Origin of the sequence: Tateyamaria sp., from assembly GCF_039940735.1 — a bacterium.
In the GTDB taxonomy this organism is placed as follows: Bacteria; Pseudomonadota; Alphaproteobacteria; order Rhodobacterales; family Rhodobacteraceae; genus Tateyamaria.
This window is the reverse complement of sequence record NZ_JBDVGB010000029.1, coordinates 1-16,120: the sequence shown is the minus strand read 5'-3', so window position 1 is coordinate 16,120 and position 16,120 is coordinate 1. Positions and strand designations below refer to the sequence as shown.

11 protein-coding genes and 3 pseudogenes are annotated in these 16,120 nt (G+C 57.0%); 8 read left to right on the top strand and 6 right to left on the bottom strand.

Annotated elements, in window-relative coordinates:
- The first annotated feature begins 123 nt into the window (after positions 1 to 123).
- From repC to ABJF76_RS05210, 8 genes and pseudogenes are all read left to right on the top strand, one after another.
- Positions 124 to 1,218, top strand: coding sequence for a plasmid replication protein RepC (gene repC, locus ABJF76_RS05245; RefSeq protein WP_348135723.1), 1,095 nt, complete (start codon positions 124 to 126; stop codon positions 1,216 to 1,218).
- A 635-nt stretch (positions 1,219 to 1,853) separates the two neighbouring features.
- Positions 1,854 to 2,198, top strand: coding sequence for a hypothetical protein (locus ABJF76_RS05240; RefSeq protein ID WP_348135721.1), 345 nt, complete (start codon positions 1,854 to 1,856; stop codon positions 2,196 to 2,198).
- A gap of 22 nt (positions 2,199 to 2,220) precedes the next feature.
- Positions 2,221 to 3,153 carry an ArdC family protein gene (locus tag ABJF76_RS05235; RefSeq protein ID WP_348135719.1) on the top strand — a complete coding sequence of 311 codons (933 nt, stop codon included), beginning with the start codon at positions 2,221 to 2,223 and terminating at the stop codon, positions 3,151 to 3,153.
- Between the two features lie 90 nt (positions 3,154 to 3,243).
- A pseudogene (locus ABJF76_RS05230) lies at positions 3,244 to 3,633 on the top strand (DUF3768 domain-containing protein).
- 143 nt (positions 3,634 to 3,776) lie between these two features.
- Positions 3,777 to 5,759 (top strand): ParB/RepB/Spo0J family partition protein, encoded by a 1,983-nt coding sequence (locus tag ABJF76_RS05225; RefSeq protein ID WP_348135718.1) that lies wholly within the window; start codon positions 3,777 to 3,779, stop codon positions 5,757 to 5,759.
- Positions 5,760 to 5,866: 107 nt separating this feature from the next.
- Positions 5,867 to 6,460 (top strand): regulator, encoded by a 594-nt coding sequence (locus tag ABJF76_RS05220; protein ID WP_348135717.1) that lies wholly within the window; start codon positions 5,867 to 5,869, stop codon positions 6,458 to 6,460.
- Positions 6,461 to 6,561: 101 nt separating this feature from the next.
- Positions 6,562 to 7,219 (top strand): annotated as a pseudogene (locus tag ABJF76_RS05215) (DUF6927 domain-containing protein).
- Positions 7,220 to 7,343: 124 nt separating this feature from the next.
- Positions 7,344 to 10,103 (top strand): annotated as a pseudogene (locus ABJF76_RS05210) (strawberry notch-like NTP hydrolase domain-containing protein); the annotation flags it as partial.
- Here the strand turns inward: ABJF76_RS05210 and ABJF76_RS05205 are convergent.
- The 6 genes from ABJF76_RS05205 to ABJF76_RS05180 are packed head-to-tail and all read right to left on the bottom strand — an operon-like array spanning position 10,019 to position 15,716.
- The gene (locus ABJF76_RS05205; protein WP_348135715.1) at positions 10,019 to 11,056 is read right to left on the bottom strand and encodes an ATPase, T2SS/T4P/T4SS family; all 1,038 of its coding nucleotides are present in this window, start codon (positions 11,054 to 11,056) and stop codon (positions 10,019 to 10,021) included. The pseudogene ABJF76_RS05210 and the gene ABJF76_RS05205 sit on opposite strands and share 85 nt — an antisense overlap.
- Positions 11,057 to 11,060: 4 nt before the next feature.
- Entirely contained in the window at positions 11,061 to 12,455 is a 1,395-nt protein-coding gene (locus ABJF76_RS05200; RefSeq protein ID WP_348135714.1) for a TrbI/VirB10 family protein, read from the bottom strand.
- The gene (locus tag ABJF76_RS05195; protein ID WP_413822532.1) at positions 12,452 to 13,147 is read right to left on the bottom strand and encodes a TrbG/VirB9 family P-type conjugative transfer protein; all 696 of its coding nucleotides are present in this window, start codon (positions 13,145 to 13,147) and stop codon (positions 12,452 to 12,454) included. Before ABJF76_RS05195 ends, ABJF76_RS05200 begins: the two co-directional genes overlap by 4 nt.
- Before the next feature lies 1 nt (position 13,148).
- Positions 13,149 to 13,802, bottom strand: a complete 654-nt coding sequence (locus tag ABJF76_RS05190; RefSeq protein ID WP_348135712.1) for a type IV secretion system protein — start codon at positions 13,800 to 13,802, stop codon at positions 13,149 to 13,151.
- 10 nt (positions 13,803 to 13,812) lie between these two features.
- The gene (locus ABJF76_RS05185) at positions 13,813 to 14,628 is read right to left on the bottom strand and encodes a type IV secretion system protein (RefSeq protein WP_348135710.1); all 816 of its coding nucleotides are present in this window, start codon (positions 14,626 to 14,628) and stop codon (positions 13,813 to 13,815) included.
- On the bottom strand, positions 14,628 to 15,716 hold the full coding sequence (locus ABJF76_RS05180) for a lytic transglycosylase domain-containing protein (RefSeq protein ID WP_348135733.1): 1,089 nt from the start codon (positions 15,714 to 15,716) through the stop codon (positions 14,628 to 14,630). The genes ABJF76_RS05185 and ABJF76_RS05180 overlap by 1 nt, the downstream gene beginning before the upstream one ends.
- Between the last annotated feature and the right edge of the window lie 404 nt (positions 15,717 to 16,120).

Genomic DNA, 16,120 nt, shown 5'->3' with positions numbered 1-16,120 from the left:
TTCAGATTTACCAGCTTCTCCGCGCCAGTCAACAACAACCGATTCGGTTGCTGGATATTTGCGGCCTTTTTTCTGATTTTCAGAGATACCGGAGCCTTTCACATCAGGTTGTCGTGAAAAAACATGGCATTTACACAAGCAACTGCACCCACTGGGCTGCGGACCAGAGAAATATTGTCCGCGGACAATTCCATTCCAGAGCGACACATCGTCGTGGCAACCCTCCGAAACGCAGCCCCGCGGCTCGGTCTCAGTGCGTCGGTGATTTCGACATTGGACGCGATGCTTTCGTGCCTCGCCCCAAAGCGCAACCACCACACCGTGTTTGCATCAAACGCAACACTCACGTTCCGGCGAAATGGCATCTCAGACAGAACAATCAGACGCCACGCCGCGACGCTTCAAGAAATTGGCCTGCTCGTTCGTCGTGACAGCCCCAATCGCAAACGGTTCACCAAACACAACAGCCACGCAGGTCAAGCCCTTCGCTTTGGCTTTGACCTCTCGCCACTTTTCGATCGTCTGCATGAGATTGCTTCGATGGCTGCTAAGGTCATGAAGGAACGAGAGCAAATTGACTATCTGCGTGCCAAAATACGCGCGGCAGCCAATGCAAGCCTGATCGACAACCCAAACGATGAGATGGCTCTGAACGTCTTTCGTGTTCTACGTCGAAAATTGTCCCTTAAAGAATGTGAGGAAATTCTCTCAGCCTTACCAATCAAAGAAGTTAAAGCAGAGTCACCAGATGATGAAACTTTTAATTTAACGACTACAATGACCGCCAGTGACGGTCAAAATGTCCGGCACCATCATAGGTCAAATAAAGAATATATTGATAAAGAGAACATCCCACAAAAAAAACAGACCACACCTGTGCCTTCAGATGCTCCAATCACAATACCAGAATTGCTATCGGCTTGTCCCGAAGCAGCCGAATTTTCGCTAAGAAGAATTGAAACTGTACATGATGTCATTGTTCACGCACGAACGCTGGCCCCTATGATAGGGATCAGTCCTCAAAGCTACGAGGCAGCGCATAAACAACTGGGTGCGTTAAGAACCGCAGCAACTGTTTGGGCCATCATGCAATTCCATGACAAGATCAAAGCAGTCGGAGCTTATTTTAGATCAATAACCACGGGGTCAAAGAGCGAAGGTTTTAGCCCAGAGAAGCTCATCCGGCGTTTGGCTTCGGCGCAAAAATATGCAGTCTGATTTCGAAATTGTCCGCGGACAATTTTCCAAGCGGCAATGCCGGCTTTGATGAACCGCCGCTCAGTCAACACTAGTATGAGGCGCAAAGACTTGCGGTCGATAGCTGCACCGATTTCAGAGGATCCACAACAGATGGGGCAGGGCCAGTTGGTCAATCTACAGAATACCACGGCGCATAGCCTATACGTTACGCGCACTGCTAACCTCAGCCGCTATGGAGCCCAATTAAACACTCAGGGATGGTACGAAAACACGCTTTTTGATACATTTACATATAATTATCAATAGCTTAAAAGATAAGTGCGTGTGGTTTTTTGTTATAATTTCCTGATAACCGGTTCACCAGTGTCTTGAGAGATTTTGCGTTCCACCATTGCAGATGCAGCCTAGCACTATCCTAAAGTAAAAGTTTCCTTCTTGTTTTGGGACTGTCTTCAAGAACCCTTGTGGGGTGTTCCTGAAGGGTCCGGTCCGGTTTCCGGCCTGTCTGTCCTGACAAGGAATTTCCCATCCAAACAGAAGTATTGCGCGTGCTACGCGCAGAAGCTCGGTCGTGGTGGCGACACCGAGAGCTAAGGAGATCCGGTGAGCTTGAGGAGGCGCGCCAGCTTGAGCGCATAGCCATCCGCCGGGATATGGTTTATCTCCACAAAGCACTCAACAACCCCAACGCCTATGTGAGCTGCGGTGGGGGAGGAACCATTCTTCACCTCGGGCTGACAACAGTCTCGCTCTATGCACCCGTTGAACGTTTCCCGCTCACCAGTTTGGCCGTTCGGCTTGGAACGCCATTGATCGACTGCCACCCCGTCCACGAGATCGTCGCCTTCGCAAACCTGCCGAGGGTCACGATGGACGGCGCGGTTGATCCAGAGCCTTGGACGTCCTCCAGCCGAGTATCGCTCCTAGCATATCTCGATGCGGCCGAACTCCTCGGCGCACGCATCATCAACGATCCGCGCATCGATCGCGCAATCTAACCCAACCGAAAGGAGGCCAGTCATGGACCGTTCCCGCACGTCTAAATTCGACGCCCCTGAAGCAATTACCAATGAGCTTATCCGCATCATCGAGCGTGGTGTTCTGCCATGGCGCAAACCATGGACCGCCGGTGGCAGCGCGCGCCCGTTGCGCCACAACAGCGAGCCCTATCAGGGCGTGAACAACTTCCTGCTGACCATGCGCACGGTGATAGCCGGATATACCTCTCCGTTCTGGATGACCGTGCCACAGGCGAACGCGCTGGATGCCAACATCCGCAAAGGCGAGCGATCGTTCGTTGTTGTCTACTATGGGCAAAGCAGATCACAGGCCGATGACGATGCACAGGTGGGCAGCACCGATCCCGATGAAGCTCGCGTGTTTCGGTTTCAAAAGTCCTATCGCGTGTTCAATGCCGACCAGATCGATGGGTTGCCGGAGGCATTCCATCCAGACCTTTGTCTGCTCCCAGATCATCCGCCTGCAGAGCCTATCCCGGACATGCAGGCCTTCTTCGATGCCATCGACATCACCACCGTCTTCTCGGGGACGGAGGCGCGCTACAGCCCACCTGTCGACAAGGTCTTCATGCCAAACATCGAGCGTTTCAAGAACCCGCTGAACTTCTACGGCGTCTGGGCCCATGAGCTTGCCCATGCGACGAAGGCGCCGCATCGTTTGAACCGAGACTACGGTCTCAGCCGGTTTGGCAACACGGCCTATTCCCGCGAAGAGATTGGTGCAGAACTGACGTCCTGTTTCTTGGGCCAAGAACTTGGGTTCACCGCGCATACGCTCGAGCTGAACGCGTCGTATCTGTATCACTGGCTGCGTGTGCTGCGCTCGGACAAGACGGCGATCTTCAAACATGCGGCGGATGCCCAGAAGGCCTGCGATTATCTGATTGCACGCTCAGAGGCGGGCAGGGCAGGGGCCACCGGTCAGGCAGCCTGAGAGGTTTGGTTTTGTCGCATACGGCGGTTCTCAAAAAGGGAAGGCAAGCTTTGGGTTTTGTGTTTTCAACTTCCTTGAAAGGACAGACCCATGACCACTTCCTTAGCTTCCACGACAGATGGTCCTAACCCAACCGTCATCGCCGAACAGAACGATGCGTTTCGCAAACTCACTTGCCTGGGTGAAACCCCATCCAAGCCCATTCCGGGCCGGATGCACCTCACCAGTTCCTTGGCGATGGCTGAAGACGGCTTGGCCCTTGAGGCCGTGCAAGCCGTTGGTGAGTTCTAGTTATTCGAGCCTGAGAACGATCCGAGCGGTTGGCACGATTTTGGTGCGGTAGACATCCGCGGAGAGAAAATCTTCTGGAAGATCGATTTGTATGAAGCGGACAGTGATTTCCGCTATGGCGCTGAGGCACCCGACAATGCTGCCACGACCATGCGCGTGCTGACCATCATGATGGCATCCGACTGGTAGGGCAGGGAACCTCCTTCCCAATCTGAAGGCCTGCTTACCCCTCCAAAGGGAAAGCAGGCCTTTTGTCATGTGATCCTCAAATCCGGGGATTGGTCAGGCTGCTCTCGAACGTCGGAGTGGCGTAACAACTCAAAGGACATCCCATGACACATGCTCTCAAATCCATCTCCGTCGCCATTGGCGAACTTACATCCCATCCCGCCAATGTGCGCAGCAACTCACCCGAAACCTATGAGACTGACGCCATTGCGCATCTCAAAGCCAGCATTGGTGTGCTGGGGATTATCCAGCCACTGCTCGTGCAAAAGATTGATGGCAAATTTGGCGTATTGGCCGGTGGTCGCCGTCATGCAGCACTCAATGAACTGTTTTCAGATAAGACTGCCAAAGGCTTCACTAAGAAGACCAAGATCGAATGCCGCTTGGTGCCGGAGAACTGCGATGTGACCACGGCTCTCTCGCTTGCAGAAAACATTACGCAGGCTCCAATGAACGCCATCGACGAGTTTGAGGCCTTTGCACGTATGATGGAGGTCGACGGTCAATCGCCAGACACCATCGCCAAGACATTTGGGACGACAGTCGCAGCGGTCAAAGGCCGCCTGCGCTATGGCCTCATCCATCCCGATATTCGCGCGGCGGCCCGCGCTAAAACGATCACGCTCGATACGATGAAGGCCTTTGCGGATCATCCAAGCCAAGACGTGCAGCGTGAGGTGTTCGAGGCGCTGACAAGCGACGACAGCTATGTGCAGGCCTATACGGTGCGTCAGGCGCTCAAGACCCGCGGTGTGCAAGTCAGCGATGATATCGGGGCGTTTGTGCGCGAGGACTATGAGGCGCGGGGTGGGCCAATCGCAGCCGATCTGCTTGAAGAGCATTCTGTGCTGGAAGACATTGGCTTGGTTGAGACAATCATGGTGGAAAAACTCACTGATGCCGCTGAAAATGCAAAAGCGCAGATGGGGTTTGCATGGGCAGATGCGATGGTGCGCTACGACTATGGATCGATGGCAGAATACGGCCGCGTATATCCAGGTCCGATCGAGCCTGATGTGGAGGGACAAAAGCGTGTCGATGCCATCACAGCGGAGTTGGAAAAACTCCAGCTCGAGATGGAAGATGAAGATCTCGAGACTGACGCCTACAATGCCCTCTACGACCGCGTGGATGCGCTTGAGGATGAAGCACGCGATTTGCAGGAGGCTTATAGTGCCGAAGACCTCGCACGGGCCGGTGTCATCGCGTCCTGGTCAAACGGTCAGATCACGCTGCATGTCGGTTTGGTCCGGCCTGCAGATAAGCTCGAGACGACGTCGCAGACAACGAGCGCTGGCGGAACGTCAGGTGACGTCGAAGGGCAAGGCGCAGGCGCAATCGCCTATCCCGCATCGCTGACCCAGGACCTCAAGACCGAACGAGCAATGGCGCTTGGGGCTGCGATGACGCTGCATCCCGAAGCCACACTTGATCTGACCTTGTTCAAACTGGTGACGGACGTCCTGGCCACCATGAGCGTGACCCATGGCATCAAGGTTGAGGCTCGCAAAGAATATCGCAGCCATGCCAAGATGGACGAGATCGACGGCACGTCGCTAGAACAGGTTGCTCAGGCGCATGATGCGCTCGATCTCTCTTGGGCGGATGAAGCGACGTCTCCTGCAGATCAGTTTGCGGCGTTCCGCGCCCTTGATCAGAGCGAGAAGGCAAAGTTGGTCGCCTATGCCACGGCAAGCACCACGCAATCCTGTTTCGCGCGCAGCCGCCAAAGCGACAGCTTGATGCACGACTTTGAAATTGAGGTGATGCCGGATGTCCGCGCCCATTGGACGCCGAACGCAGCGCTGTTCAACCGTTTCAAGAAGGCGTGGTTGCTCAAAATCCTCGGCGAGGAGCTGGGGCTAGCACAAGAGGCGGTGACACTGGCCTCCATGAGCAAGAAGGAGATCGTCAACTCCTGCGACAAGCTCTTTGCCGAACCGTTTGCGACGCTGACAGAGGCCCAACATGCAGCGGTCGCAGGCTGGTGTCCGCCGATGATGCAAACGACCGGTGGCGCCCGCTTGGCGGCCGATGCGGTGGAAGACGCAGCGCAGTCCGAGACGGACCTGGCCAAAGCTGCCTGATCCAACGAGATGGCCTGCGCTTGGGAACAACCAGGCGCGGGTCATCCAACTCCCCAACAACTCCCAGAAACATGCGGCTCAGACCGCCGTTCACGAAAGACATCCCCATGGCTATTCTCAAGTTCTCTGCGACTGCTGTCGCGGCGCAAATGGCGCATGCGCGCTCCTGTACATCCTTCCTGCCCAACTGGAACGGGCCAATCGACAAACCCGCCCTGATCCTCATCGTTGGCAACGGTGTGCATCTGCGCTCCAACGGCATTGACGGATTTACCACCCGTATTGTCACCACCGAGCAGTCCGATCCCAGCTTTGCCTTTGCGAACGGCATCAATCCGTTTCGGGACAGCGATTGGATGGCACAGCGTCAAATGGCGTTCCGCGATCTGACGGGGCAGTTTTACACGGACATTCTGGATGACGTGCAAACCCTGATCGACCGCGGGCAGGGGGCCATTCGACTGGCAACCGACGGCCATTCCATCCGCGTCTTCGGCCGCCGAGCGTCGGACTTTCTCATCGGCGGAACCTATGAAGTTCCATCTGGTCTTGGTGGACGATTTCGGGTGACCCTCAAGGACGCACGCGACACCTTCGCCATCGTCCAGAACTGCGGCAACTGTGAGGACTTCGATGCTATGCAACCGTATCGCGTCCCGCTCGATGCGCTGATGGAACTTGAAGACCGGAGGGCGGCTTAACGCGCCCTTTCTTCACTCGCATCACCAATACCCTGCCAGGCCTTCGGCCTTCTCGGGACATTGGCGACAAAACATATCTTTATGAATGAAAGGACTCTGAAATGGGTTGGCTATTTTACACCGATCAGCGGGTTCAGACCTATGCCGATGAAAAGGCAGAGATCACACGTCTTTGCACCTTCGAGACCGATACGCGACGCACGACCCTGGTCAAAGCCAGTAAAGTTGGCTCGACTTGGTATGCGGCGGCGAAAGTTGAATGCCTCGATGGCACGCCTTTGGAAGATCGCACCTACATGATTGATGATGATGGATCGTTCACTTTTGGGGCAGTTTTTCTGACGCGCATGGACGACGGGTGCTGGGGCTACAAGGACATGGAGGAAAGTGCCGGTCCCTGCGAGTCCCGCGCGCCGCTGAGCATTCTTAAGCTACTTTCAGAGTTGAAGGTCCCGGACAGCTACGGCCATGCCTGGCGCCAGCGGTGCCGGGACTGGGCCGCGATTTCCGACTACGCGGAGGGCGACAAGATCAAGCTCGCATCCCCTGTGAATCTCAGCGATGGCAGCAGCTGCCAGATCGTCACAGCGACCCATTACAAGCGCGGGCGGCAAAAAACGGCGGTGCTACCGTATTGAGGAAACCGGCAGCCTTGTGCGGCTCTCAAAGGCGTCATTGGCGGGATCGGAGCTCATCAGTCGCGAAATTGCCGAGGGGAGTGCGGTGCTGGCAGAGTTTTTTGCCCAGCAGGCGCCATAGGAGGCCCCCTACAGCGCGTTCCTGGTCTCATTCCAGCCCCTTCTTGGGCCTCCTCCGCGTCAGAAAGCGTAGAGGAGGCTTTTTGTCCTGTGAATCTCAAACCAGATCACAAAGGACAGAAACCATGGCCCATCCCAACCCGAAGCACCCCGATCAAACACCAACCAATGCGCAGCTCAAATCCGCCCTGTCGCTAATAGCCGGCGAGATCGCCCGTAATCCTCTGCGCAGCTCTTTCCTCTCGAAAATCATGTGCGACACTTTTGGCGGCAGTGATGCAAGCGGGACATGGAATTGGCGCATGGCCTACGACATGATGCAGGCCGCAGCGGTTCAGGCGCTTTCCTTGGACGCGAACGGGTCCGACCCGCTTGGCACCGAAAAGAACATCGCCATGCGCCTTCTGACCGAAACACGCCGTTCCGAGCAGCAAATCCGCTTGCAACAATTCTCGACGCCGCTTCCCTATGCTGCCCTCGCCGTGCGCGCGGCTGCGATCCGCAACGGTGAGACTGTGCTGGAACCCTCTGCGGGAACCGGCTCATTGGCGGGTTTCGCCAAGCGGGAAGGGGCCAAACTCATGCTCAACGAAGTCGATCCGTTTCGCCAGCGGCTGCTCGATGTGGTGTTCGACAGAGAGGCGACCGGACACGATGTCGAACATATCGATGATCTTCTGACCTCATCCACAGCCCCCAGTGTTATCGTGATGAACCCGCCCATTGCATCCTCGGTCGATCGCTCGCGCGATAAGCACATCGCAGCAAAGCACCTCATTGGGGCAGCGAAACGACTGGCACCGAGTGGACGACTTGTTGCGATCATGCCGATGGGCTTCAGCCCCGAGCGAGACGCAGCATATTGGGTGCGTGCGATGACCCTTCTCACACCGCGTCTTGCCCTGACCATGCCCGATCATGTCTATCGCAAGCTCGGCACCAGCGTTGATACGCAGCTCATGGTCTTCGATAAGGTCCAGGACGACCATGAGATGATCCGCGTATCGGTTGACGATCTCGATGCCGCGGTCAGCATCGTGGACCAGGTCGCCACGACGCGCGTGATTGTAACGCCAGCGACGGCACCACGCTCAAAGCTTGTTCACGGCCTACTGACGCGTTCGACGGGGGCCAAAGGACGCAAGCCCGCCGAAACAGGGGTCGCTGCCGCCAAAACGCCTAAACACGCTGCTACACCGCTGTCCTTCACCACACTTGAGACACCGCGCGAAAACACTCCCATCTCGGACATCTATGCCCGCTATCGACCTCAACGGATCGACATCGCGGGCGCACAAGAACACCCGACGCCGCTGGTCGAGAGCATCGCTATGGCCTCTGTCGCGCCGCCGGTGCCATCACTGCACGCCGCTGAAGGACTGCGCCTGCCCAACCGCTTGATTGCCGAGGGTCATCTCTCCGAGGCCCAGCTTGAAACCATCATCATGGCCAACGACGCGCATGCGCGCGATCTACCGGGCAAGTTTACCATCGATGACGATCAAACTAAGATGATGCGCAGTGATGAAGATGCAGAGGCGCGGGCTTACCGCTTGGGGTATTTCCTCGGTGATGGCACCGGCTGCGGTAAGGGTCGCGAGTGCGCAGGGCTCATTTTGGTCAATTGGCTCTCCGGGCGGCGCAAGGCCGTCTGGGTATCGAAGTCTGCAGCGTTGATTGAGGATGCCGTGCGCGACTGGACCGATCTCGGCGGCTCGCCCGCGGATATTCAGCCGCTCTCCAAATGGAAACCGGATCAATCTGTCACCATGGGCGACGGTATCCTGTTTGTGACTTACGCGACGCTGCGGTCTTCTGGCAAATGCGGAACCACACGCCTGAACCAGCTTCTCGACTGGATGGGGGGCGACTTTGACGGCGTGCTCGCCTTCGATGAGGCGCACGCGATGCAGAATGCTGCTGGATCCGAGCAGGGCAGGGGGGCAAAACCCTCCCAGCAGGGTCTTGCGGGGTTGCGCCTACAACTCGCCACGCCGCGCGCGCGCGTCTTCTATGTCTCGGCGACGGGGGCCACATCGGTCCACAATCTCGCCTATGCCTCCCGTCTCGGGCTCTGGGGCCAAGGACCCGAATACCCCTTCCCCAGCCGTGAGAGCTTAGTCTCGGCGATGGAAGCGGGCGGTGTGGCAGCCATGGAGGTGGTCGCACGTGATCTCAAAACGCTGGGGTTTTACACGGCGCGGGCCCTGAGCTTTGACGGGGTAGAATACGACGTCTTGGAACATGCTCTGACGCCCGCACAAACGGAGATTTATGATGCCTATGCGGGTGCGTTCCGCACCATCCATCACAATCTTGAAGCCGCGCTGACCGCGACTGGCGTCAATGATGCATCGGGCGAGACCAATGCCTCTGCCGCCAAAGCGTCAGCTAAGTCACGCTTCGAGAGTACAAAGCAGCACTTCTTCAATCACCTGCTGATGGGGATGAAAGCGCCGTCCATTGTCAGCGCCATTCAGCAGGACCTGTCCGACGGCTATGCCTGCGTCATCCAAGTGGTTTCCACGGGCGAAAGTCTGTTGAAGCGTCGCTTGGAGATGATGGCCCCCGATGATGAACTGGTCGAAGGCGCGCTGACGCCGCGCGATTACGTGCTCGGCTATCTTGAACAGGCGTTCCCGATCCACACCCAAAAACTAGTTGAGATCGACGGCAATATCGTGGCCGAGCCGCTGCGGGACGAGACAGGAGCCTTGGTCGTCTCTCGCGAAGCGCTTGCCCTGCGGGACGAGGCCATGATGGATCTGATGGCGCTGGCCCCGATCCCATCGGCTTTGGATCAAATCCTTTGGGCGTTCGGGGATGAGGCGGTCGCGGAAGTAACGGGGCGGTCGATCCGTCCGCTGAAATCCAGCGATGGCGCGCTCTTCATCGAAAAGCGAGCCGCCAGCAGCAACTCGTCCGAGACGCAGGCATTTATGTCGATAGAGTTCTCGATGTAGCGAACCATATCCGCATAAGTCATCGGGATTTCCGTCTTGAGGGCGGCAATTGCCAATCGCTGCACGGCCAGTTGCGGTGTCTCGGCGTGCAAAGTGGTCATCGAGCCACCATGTCCGGTGTTGATAGCTTCTAGGAAGGTCATCGCCTCTTTGCCGCGCACCTCACCGAGGATGATCCGATCCGGGCGCATGCGCAGGGTCGCTGTCAGCAGCACATCAGCCGATTGGAATTCTGCGTCGCGGTTGGCGATGAGTGTCACTGCATTCGGCTGGTCCGGCAGCAGTTCTGCGGCTTCTTCAATCGTTATGATCCGTTCTTCAGGGGGGACGTGAGAGAGGATCTTACGAGCGGCCACGGTTTTGCCCGTCGAGGTGCCCCCGGAAACGATCATGTTCAGCTTGTTTTCCACACAAAAGGCGAGGGCATCGTCAATCACGCCGGAGGCCACGACTTCGCGTAGTTGTCGAGTTTTTTCCTGCCGCAACTCCTCAAGCTTACGTTCCTTGCCGAACAGAAACGCCAGCTCGATCTGTTCAAGCGGGAGACTTGAGAAAAACCGCAAGCTGATCGACATGGCCGAGAGTACGGCGGGTGGCGTGATGACCTGCGCGCGGATTGGGCGGTCTTTGTAAGCAATCGAAACAGACACGATGGGCCTGTCCTTGCTCATGGTGGTATTGGCGCTGGAGGCGATCTGATTGCCGAGATCCTTTACTTCAGTTTCAGTTAGCGACTGATCCAGAAGCCGCATGAAATGATCGCCTTGGAATTCCCCCCAACAGGTCCCGTCTGGATTGATGCAAATCTCGATGACATCGTCGCGGGCGGCGGCGGTGAGCTTATCAAGCGAGGTTTGAAGATAGCTGAGCGTCATGGAGTCAAAAAATCTCCAAATCACGATCGACCATGACGGTGACACGCGCACCCTGATCGACATAGATGACAGGGCCGATGGAGAGGTAGTCACTGATCACACTGTCAGTGGCATCAGCGAGGTCGTCGCCCACATCTTCCAAAACACCAGCGGCGGCTTCGTCTTCAACAGAGGCTGCCGCCGCACTAGGAGCCGCTGAGATTAAAGAAATCAATGCTGCCGAGCCGAAGCGCTCAGCAAAGAGCGTATCAACAAACCCAGTCACGCCGGACCGACCAAGTTCATCCCCACCAAAGGAACTGATTTGGATGGTTTGATTATCCGGCAGGATGATCCGGTCCCAGGCGATGGTGACGCGGCGCTGTGCGATATCAATGCCAGAACGATAGCGCCCAATCAGGCGCGACCCGCGCGGGATGAGAAGGCGCGATCCGTCAAAGCTGAAGACATCTTCTGAGACGACGGCGCGGGTCTGGCCGGGCAGGGAACTGTCGAGGGCGGTTTCCATGACGGCTTGGATCATAGTGCCTTGAATGATCGTATTAGAGGGATTGGCGATGATTTCGGCTTGGGTAACGGATGTAGGCAGCGCTCCGTTCAGCACAAAGTCGGTCACATCGCCAAATGTGCGTTCACTCAAAGCCGTTTCATTCGCTCCGGACGTTCCACCAAAGGCAATCGTAGGAGAGGTGATGCGGCGTTCCTGAAATGCGCGCTCCTCTGCGGCGCGGCGTTCGAGATCAGCCATGCGGCGTGCCTCTTCCTCCCGCCGCAACCGTTCTTCTTCGCGGGCACGTAGTTCATCATCAGATGGTCCGAGCGGGACAGGCGCAGGTGTCGGGCGGTTGGCTTCCAATCGGGCCAATTCCAAGTCCATACGAATTTGCTCTAGCTCTCGGTCCCGCGCTGCCAATTCGTCTTGAAACTGTTGCTGGGCCGCTTGTGACGCTGTTTGAAGCGCTGCGATCTGGGCTGTCAGCCCATCGATGGCTTCGGCGGCAGCCGTATCTTCTTCCAGGGCGGGTTCTGGCGCATTGCGCAGTTCTTCGATCTGGGTCTGAAGGGCGGCCAGTTGAGCGAGAAGCTCCGCGTTAGGCTCATTGGGTGCGGCAGGGGCCACGACAATCTGAGTTTCCGGCGCGGGGGGTGGAGGGATGGCCTCAATGGCGCCGAAGCCGTCACCTTCGTTCTGAAACACATCCGGGGTCGCGGTCGGCAAAGTTTGCTCTTCATCAGAGCCAGACAACATATAGAGCGCTGTGCCTCCGGCGCCGACAACCAAGACCACCGCAATAGCCAAAAGCGGTGATCGCCGCGGTCTTGCGGTAGCACTTCGACTGCCACCTTTTTCTAAAGCCGCGAGACGCTTTTCGAGATCAACGTTGCCAGTATCGCTCATGACGACGCCCCCGCTGGCGGTGTCGCCTGAATGCAAACTACCTCATCACCAAGCCTGAGCACCCACTTCGCATTCACGCCAGATACACGGATCACGCCGTTCTCTTGCGCCTGTGTGTTCACTGTCCTCTCGCGACCGCTTGAATATCGGAAGATCGCTGGAACTGGCGCGTTTCTCGGTAACTGGAAATAGGTAAAGGTCCCGTCATCCCAAACGCGGGTCGGGGTGAACTCAGATTGCGCGCTGGCCCCGTAGTTATAGTTGGGGGCCTGCTGAGCGACGACGTTGGTCGTCCTTGCGTCATCATCAGGATAGCGAAATTGCACCACATAGAAGGTAGGGCTTTGGGTTTCTTGGACGTTGAAGTAATAGCTTCGGCGATTAATGTAGACCGTCACATTGGTATGCACACCGCGCGCGACGGGCTTAATGGCGAAGGCCTGGCCGCCGGGAACACCGTCGATCTCAAACCCTTCGGTGTCGCCTGCAATGATCGAACGGATGCTTTCGCCTTCCCCGAATTCGATGGTCGTGACGTGTGTGAGCGATACGTTCAGTCGATAGACCTGCGCCTCTTGATAGGTTGCAACACGCACACGACTGTCATTGGGCCCACGCCTTGGAATAGCCTCCGCAAGAACGAACGACGGCAGCAGCGCCACAAAGAGTGCAATTTGAGCAATTCGATACAATCTAATTTTCCAATCTGTCGGAGCGGATGGAATATTCCAACACTGTGAAGCCGAAGGGGTTTGTCCAAACCTGATCGATGGATCGGCTGGCCTCGGGTCGGAACTCGAACAACAACGTCGCGGTGAAGAGGCCGGTCTGGACGCCGTTAATAGAATTGAGGCGTTTGCGCAGTCGGACCGTGGCGCGATTGATGCCGATCCGGTTAATACTCAGGACTTCGACGTCCAAGCGTCCGTTTGTACCGTAGAGCGTGGGAGGGTAGTCCTCATTGGCGCTGTTCCAGATCTGGCGCAAAGACGCTTCGGCTGCACCATCTGATCGTCGCAGGACACTTCTAACACGCACATCATTGTCGAGTTGGTTGTAGACCTCTCGATCGGTGATGTAGCGAAACGCCTCGGCTTCGATAATAGCTTGGTTTTCTGTGACCGTGGTCGCGCCGACTGATACCTCAGGCAATGCAAATCCCGTCTCGGGATCATAAAGCACGACGACGGGCGGTGGATCGACGTCGAGGATCGCGACTGCAGCAGCGCTCAAACATCCCAAGATGCCAAAGATCAGGCCAATGAGGCCGAGCCGCTGCCATGTCCGCTCGCGGCGCAAAGCACCGTAGACCAGCTCTTCTTCGATGATGTCTTTTTCACTCACCACGCTTGCCGCCTCAATCTGCGCTGAGGTCAGGCAAGGTGAAATCTATGAACCGCTGCTCTTTGGCGATGGTGGCGGCATCGATGACCCCACCGGTGCCATCACCGACGGTTTGAATGGCTTCAAGCTGCCACATGGCGACCAGTGCAATGGCAAGTTCTGCGGTCACGCGTGTGTTGAGATCGACACTTTCCTTCAACTCATCCATGTCGTCGATGAGGCCGACAAGACGGTCCACACGTTCGAGAGACTGTCCCGCATCCTCATAACTGTTCTGGGCCGCGGCAGAAACAAGTGCGCCAGTCGTGGCTTGGGTCGCAATCCGGTTGGCGCTCGCATTTCCGCTGCTGGCCATTTCGGACAGCGTGTCGTCATCAAATCCAAGATCGGCCAGAACGCGGTCCATCTGGGTTTCGATCTCGCCTGCGCCTGATCCAGACAACCCAGAAAAGTCACCGTTCTTGATGGCCTCAATCGTCGCGATAATGTCGCCAAACTCTTGGTCCAAAAGCCCGTTGAGCTCATCTTCCATCTGCGTGCGGATGATTTCCGGCAGTTCGGCGAGGCGGGTGAGCGCCTCATAAGTCCGCTGCAGCTCCGCGAGTTGGTCCGTGAGGGTGGCAAGTTGTTCGCGAAGCTGCACCAGTTGCTCGTTTTGCAGGATCTCATCTTCGATCATCTGCCGGAGCTGTTGGATGTTTTGGGCGATGTTCTGCGTGTCGACGACGGGAACGCCTTGCGCAAATGCGGAGGAGGGTGCTGCCACCTGCAGGCCGCATGCGAGGGTTCCCGCCAACGCAGTTCTCAAAAGCCATTTAGAATTCTGCATCAATCCAGCTCCTCAATTGTAAAATCCATGAAATCGCCTTCGGCCATGCGCGCGGAGGCTTGGGCGAGTTGGGCCGCGGACAGCGGTTTGGTGCGAGCGGCCTGCAATCTGATGCGCGCCGCCATCAAGCGCACCAGTTCCGCCCGCGCATACGTGTTGAGCGCCATGCTTTCTTGAATGTCGGTGGTTTCAGAAATGCGTTCCACAATGTCACGGATGCGCAGCGCCGCTTGTCTTATGGCTTCGGGTGAATTGTTGCCGTAAAAAGCAGCGCCATGTCCCGTGATCGACATGTTGGCGTTTGCCAGTAGAGCAGGATCGATAGTGCCCAAGGCTTCGATGCCGCCGATCCGGCTGAGATAGAGATTGTAGCGTTCAGGGATAACGGTGACGTAATGCTGGGTCTCAACGAACGGGGGCACGCCGCTGTACTCAAACACGCGACCTGGTCCAGCGTTGTAGGCGGCAAGTGCGTTGATGATGTTGCCATCAAACGTGTTGAGTTGCGTGGCCAAATACCGCGCGCCGCCATGCACCTGAAGATAGGGGCTGTCATAGTATGCGGGGTTAATACCGAGATCGCTCGCTGTGCCCGGCATGATTTGCGTAAGGCCAAACGCGCCTACGGGAGAACGGGCACCAATGGTAAAGCGGCTTTCCTGCCAGATCAGAGCCTGAAGGAGGGCGCGCCATTGGACGGGAGACAATCCGGCGCGCCCGACACCCGCAAAGCCACTTGTCTCTTGGGCGACGCGGATGATGAGCTGTTCGATGTTCTGGGACGCATCGCCAAACATCTGAGTTCCACCGGGATTAGGATCGATGTCGCCAGAGCCGTATACGGCCTTAACAGAACGATCTGGATCACCACTGCCATCTTCTAAGCCCGACACCATTGCGGGCAGTCCCTGACCCCCAAAGCTTGATTGGGCATCAAGGATGCGCGCCAGCGTTTCTAATTGCTCGCGCTCAATCTCGGCGATCAGCTCGTGCACAGAGAGCTTATCGGCTTGGGTCGCGAGATCGACTTCGCGATCCCCTGTTTCCACGATATCGCGCACCGTCAGCCCACTATCATTGGTCGGCACACCTTGGGCATGCGCGGCACTGACAGCTGCAGAGAGCCAAAACAGAAGGGCGAGGCTAGGCTTCAATGTCGCCCTCCGACCCGTCGATGGGTGTGAAGAGGCAGTCTCGCGCGGCCAGGGCAATCGGCTCAACAGGTGCGACGGCTGCTAGAAACGTAAAGCAGTTCGCTTGCGGCTCTTGGTATTGGGCGCAAGATGCGAGAAGCCCGAGGACGACAACGAGAGAAAAAATCGGATCATGAGAGTCTCCAAAAATCAGGGCGGTCGCGGTAGTCAGAGCTAACAAGGGCTTCGCCCTTTTCCATGCCGCCAAGAATGGTGAGATTGGGCCCCAATGCGCTGAGATCAGCATCGACAACAACAGATCCGCGATCATCACGGATCAGGGCCAGCCGCGAGTTGCT

Coding starts and splice junctions, on each gene's coding strand:
- repC (WP_348135723.1), top strand. CDS start 124: ATGGCATTTACACAAGCAACTGCACCCACTGGGCTGCGGACCAGAGAA.
- ABJF76_RS05240 (WP_348135721.1), top strand. CDS start 1,854: ATGGTTTATCTCCACAAAGCACTCAACAACCCCAACGCCTATGTGAGC.
- ABJF76_RS05235 (WP_348135719.1), top strand. CDS start 2,221: ATGGACCGTTCCCGCACGTCTAAATTCGACGCCCCTGAAGCAATTACC.
- ABJF76_RS05225 (WP_348135718.1), top strand. CDS start 3,777: ATGACACATGCTCTCAAATCCATCTCCGTCGCCATTGGCGAACTTACA.
- ABJF76_RS05220 (WP_348135717.1), top strand. CDS start 5,867: ATGGCTATTCTCAAGTTCTCTGCGACTGCTGTCGCGGCGCAAATGGCG.
- ABJF76_RS05205 (WP_348135715.1), bottom strand. CDS start 11,056: ATGACGCTCAGCTATCTTCAAACCTCGCTTGATAAGCTCACCGCCGCC.
- ABJF76_RS05200 (WP_348135714.1), bottom strand. CDS start 12,455: ATGAGCGATACTGGCAACGTTGATCTCGAAAAGCGTCTCGCGGCTTTA.
- ABJF76_RS05185 (WP_348135710.1), bottom strand. CDS start 14,628: ATGCAGAATTCTAAATGGCTTTTGAGAACTGCGTTGGCGGGAACCCTC.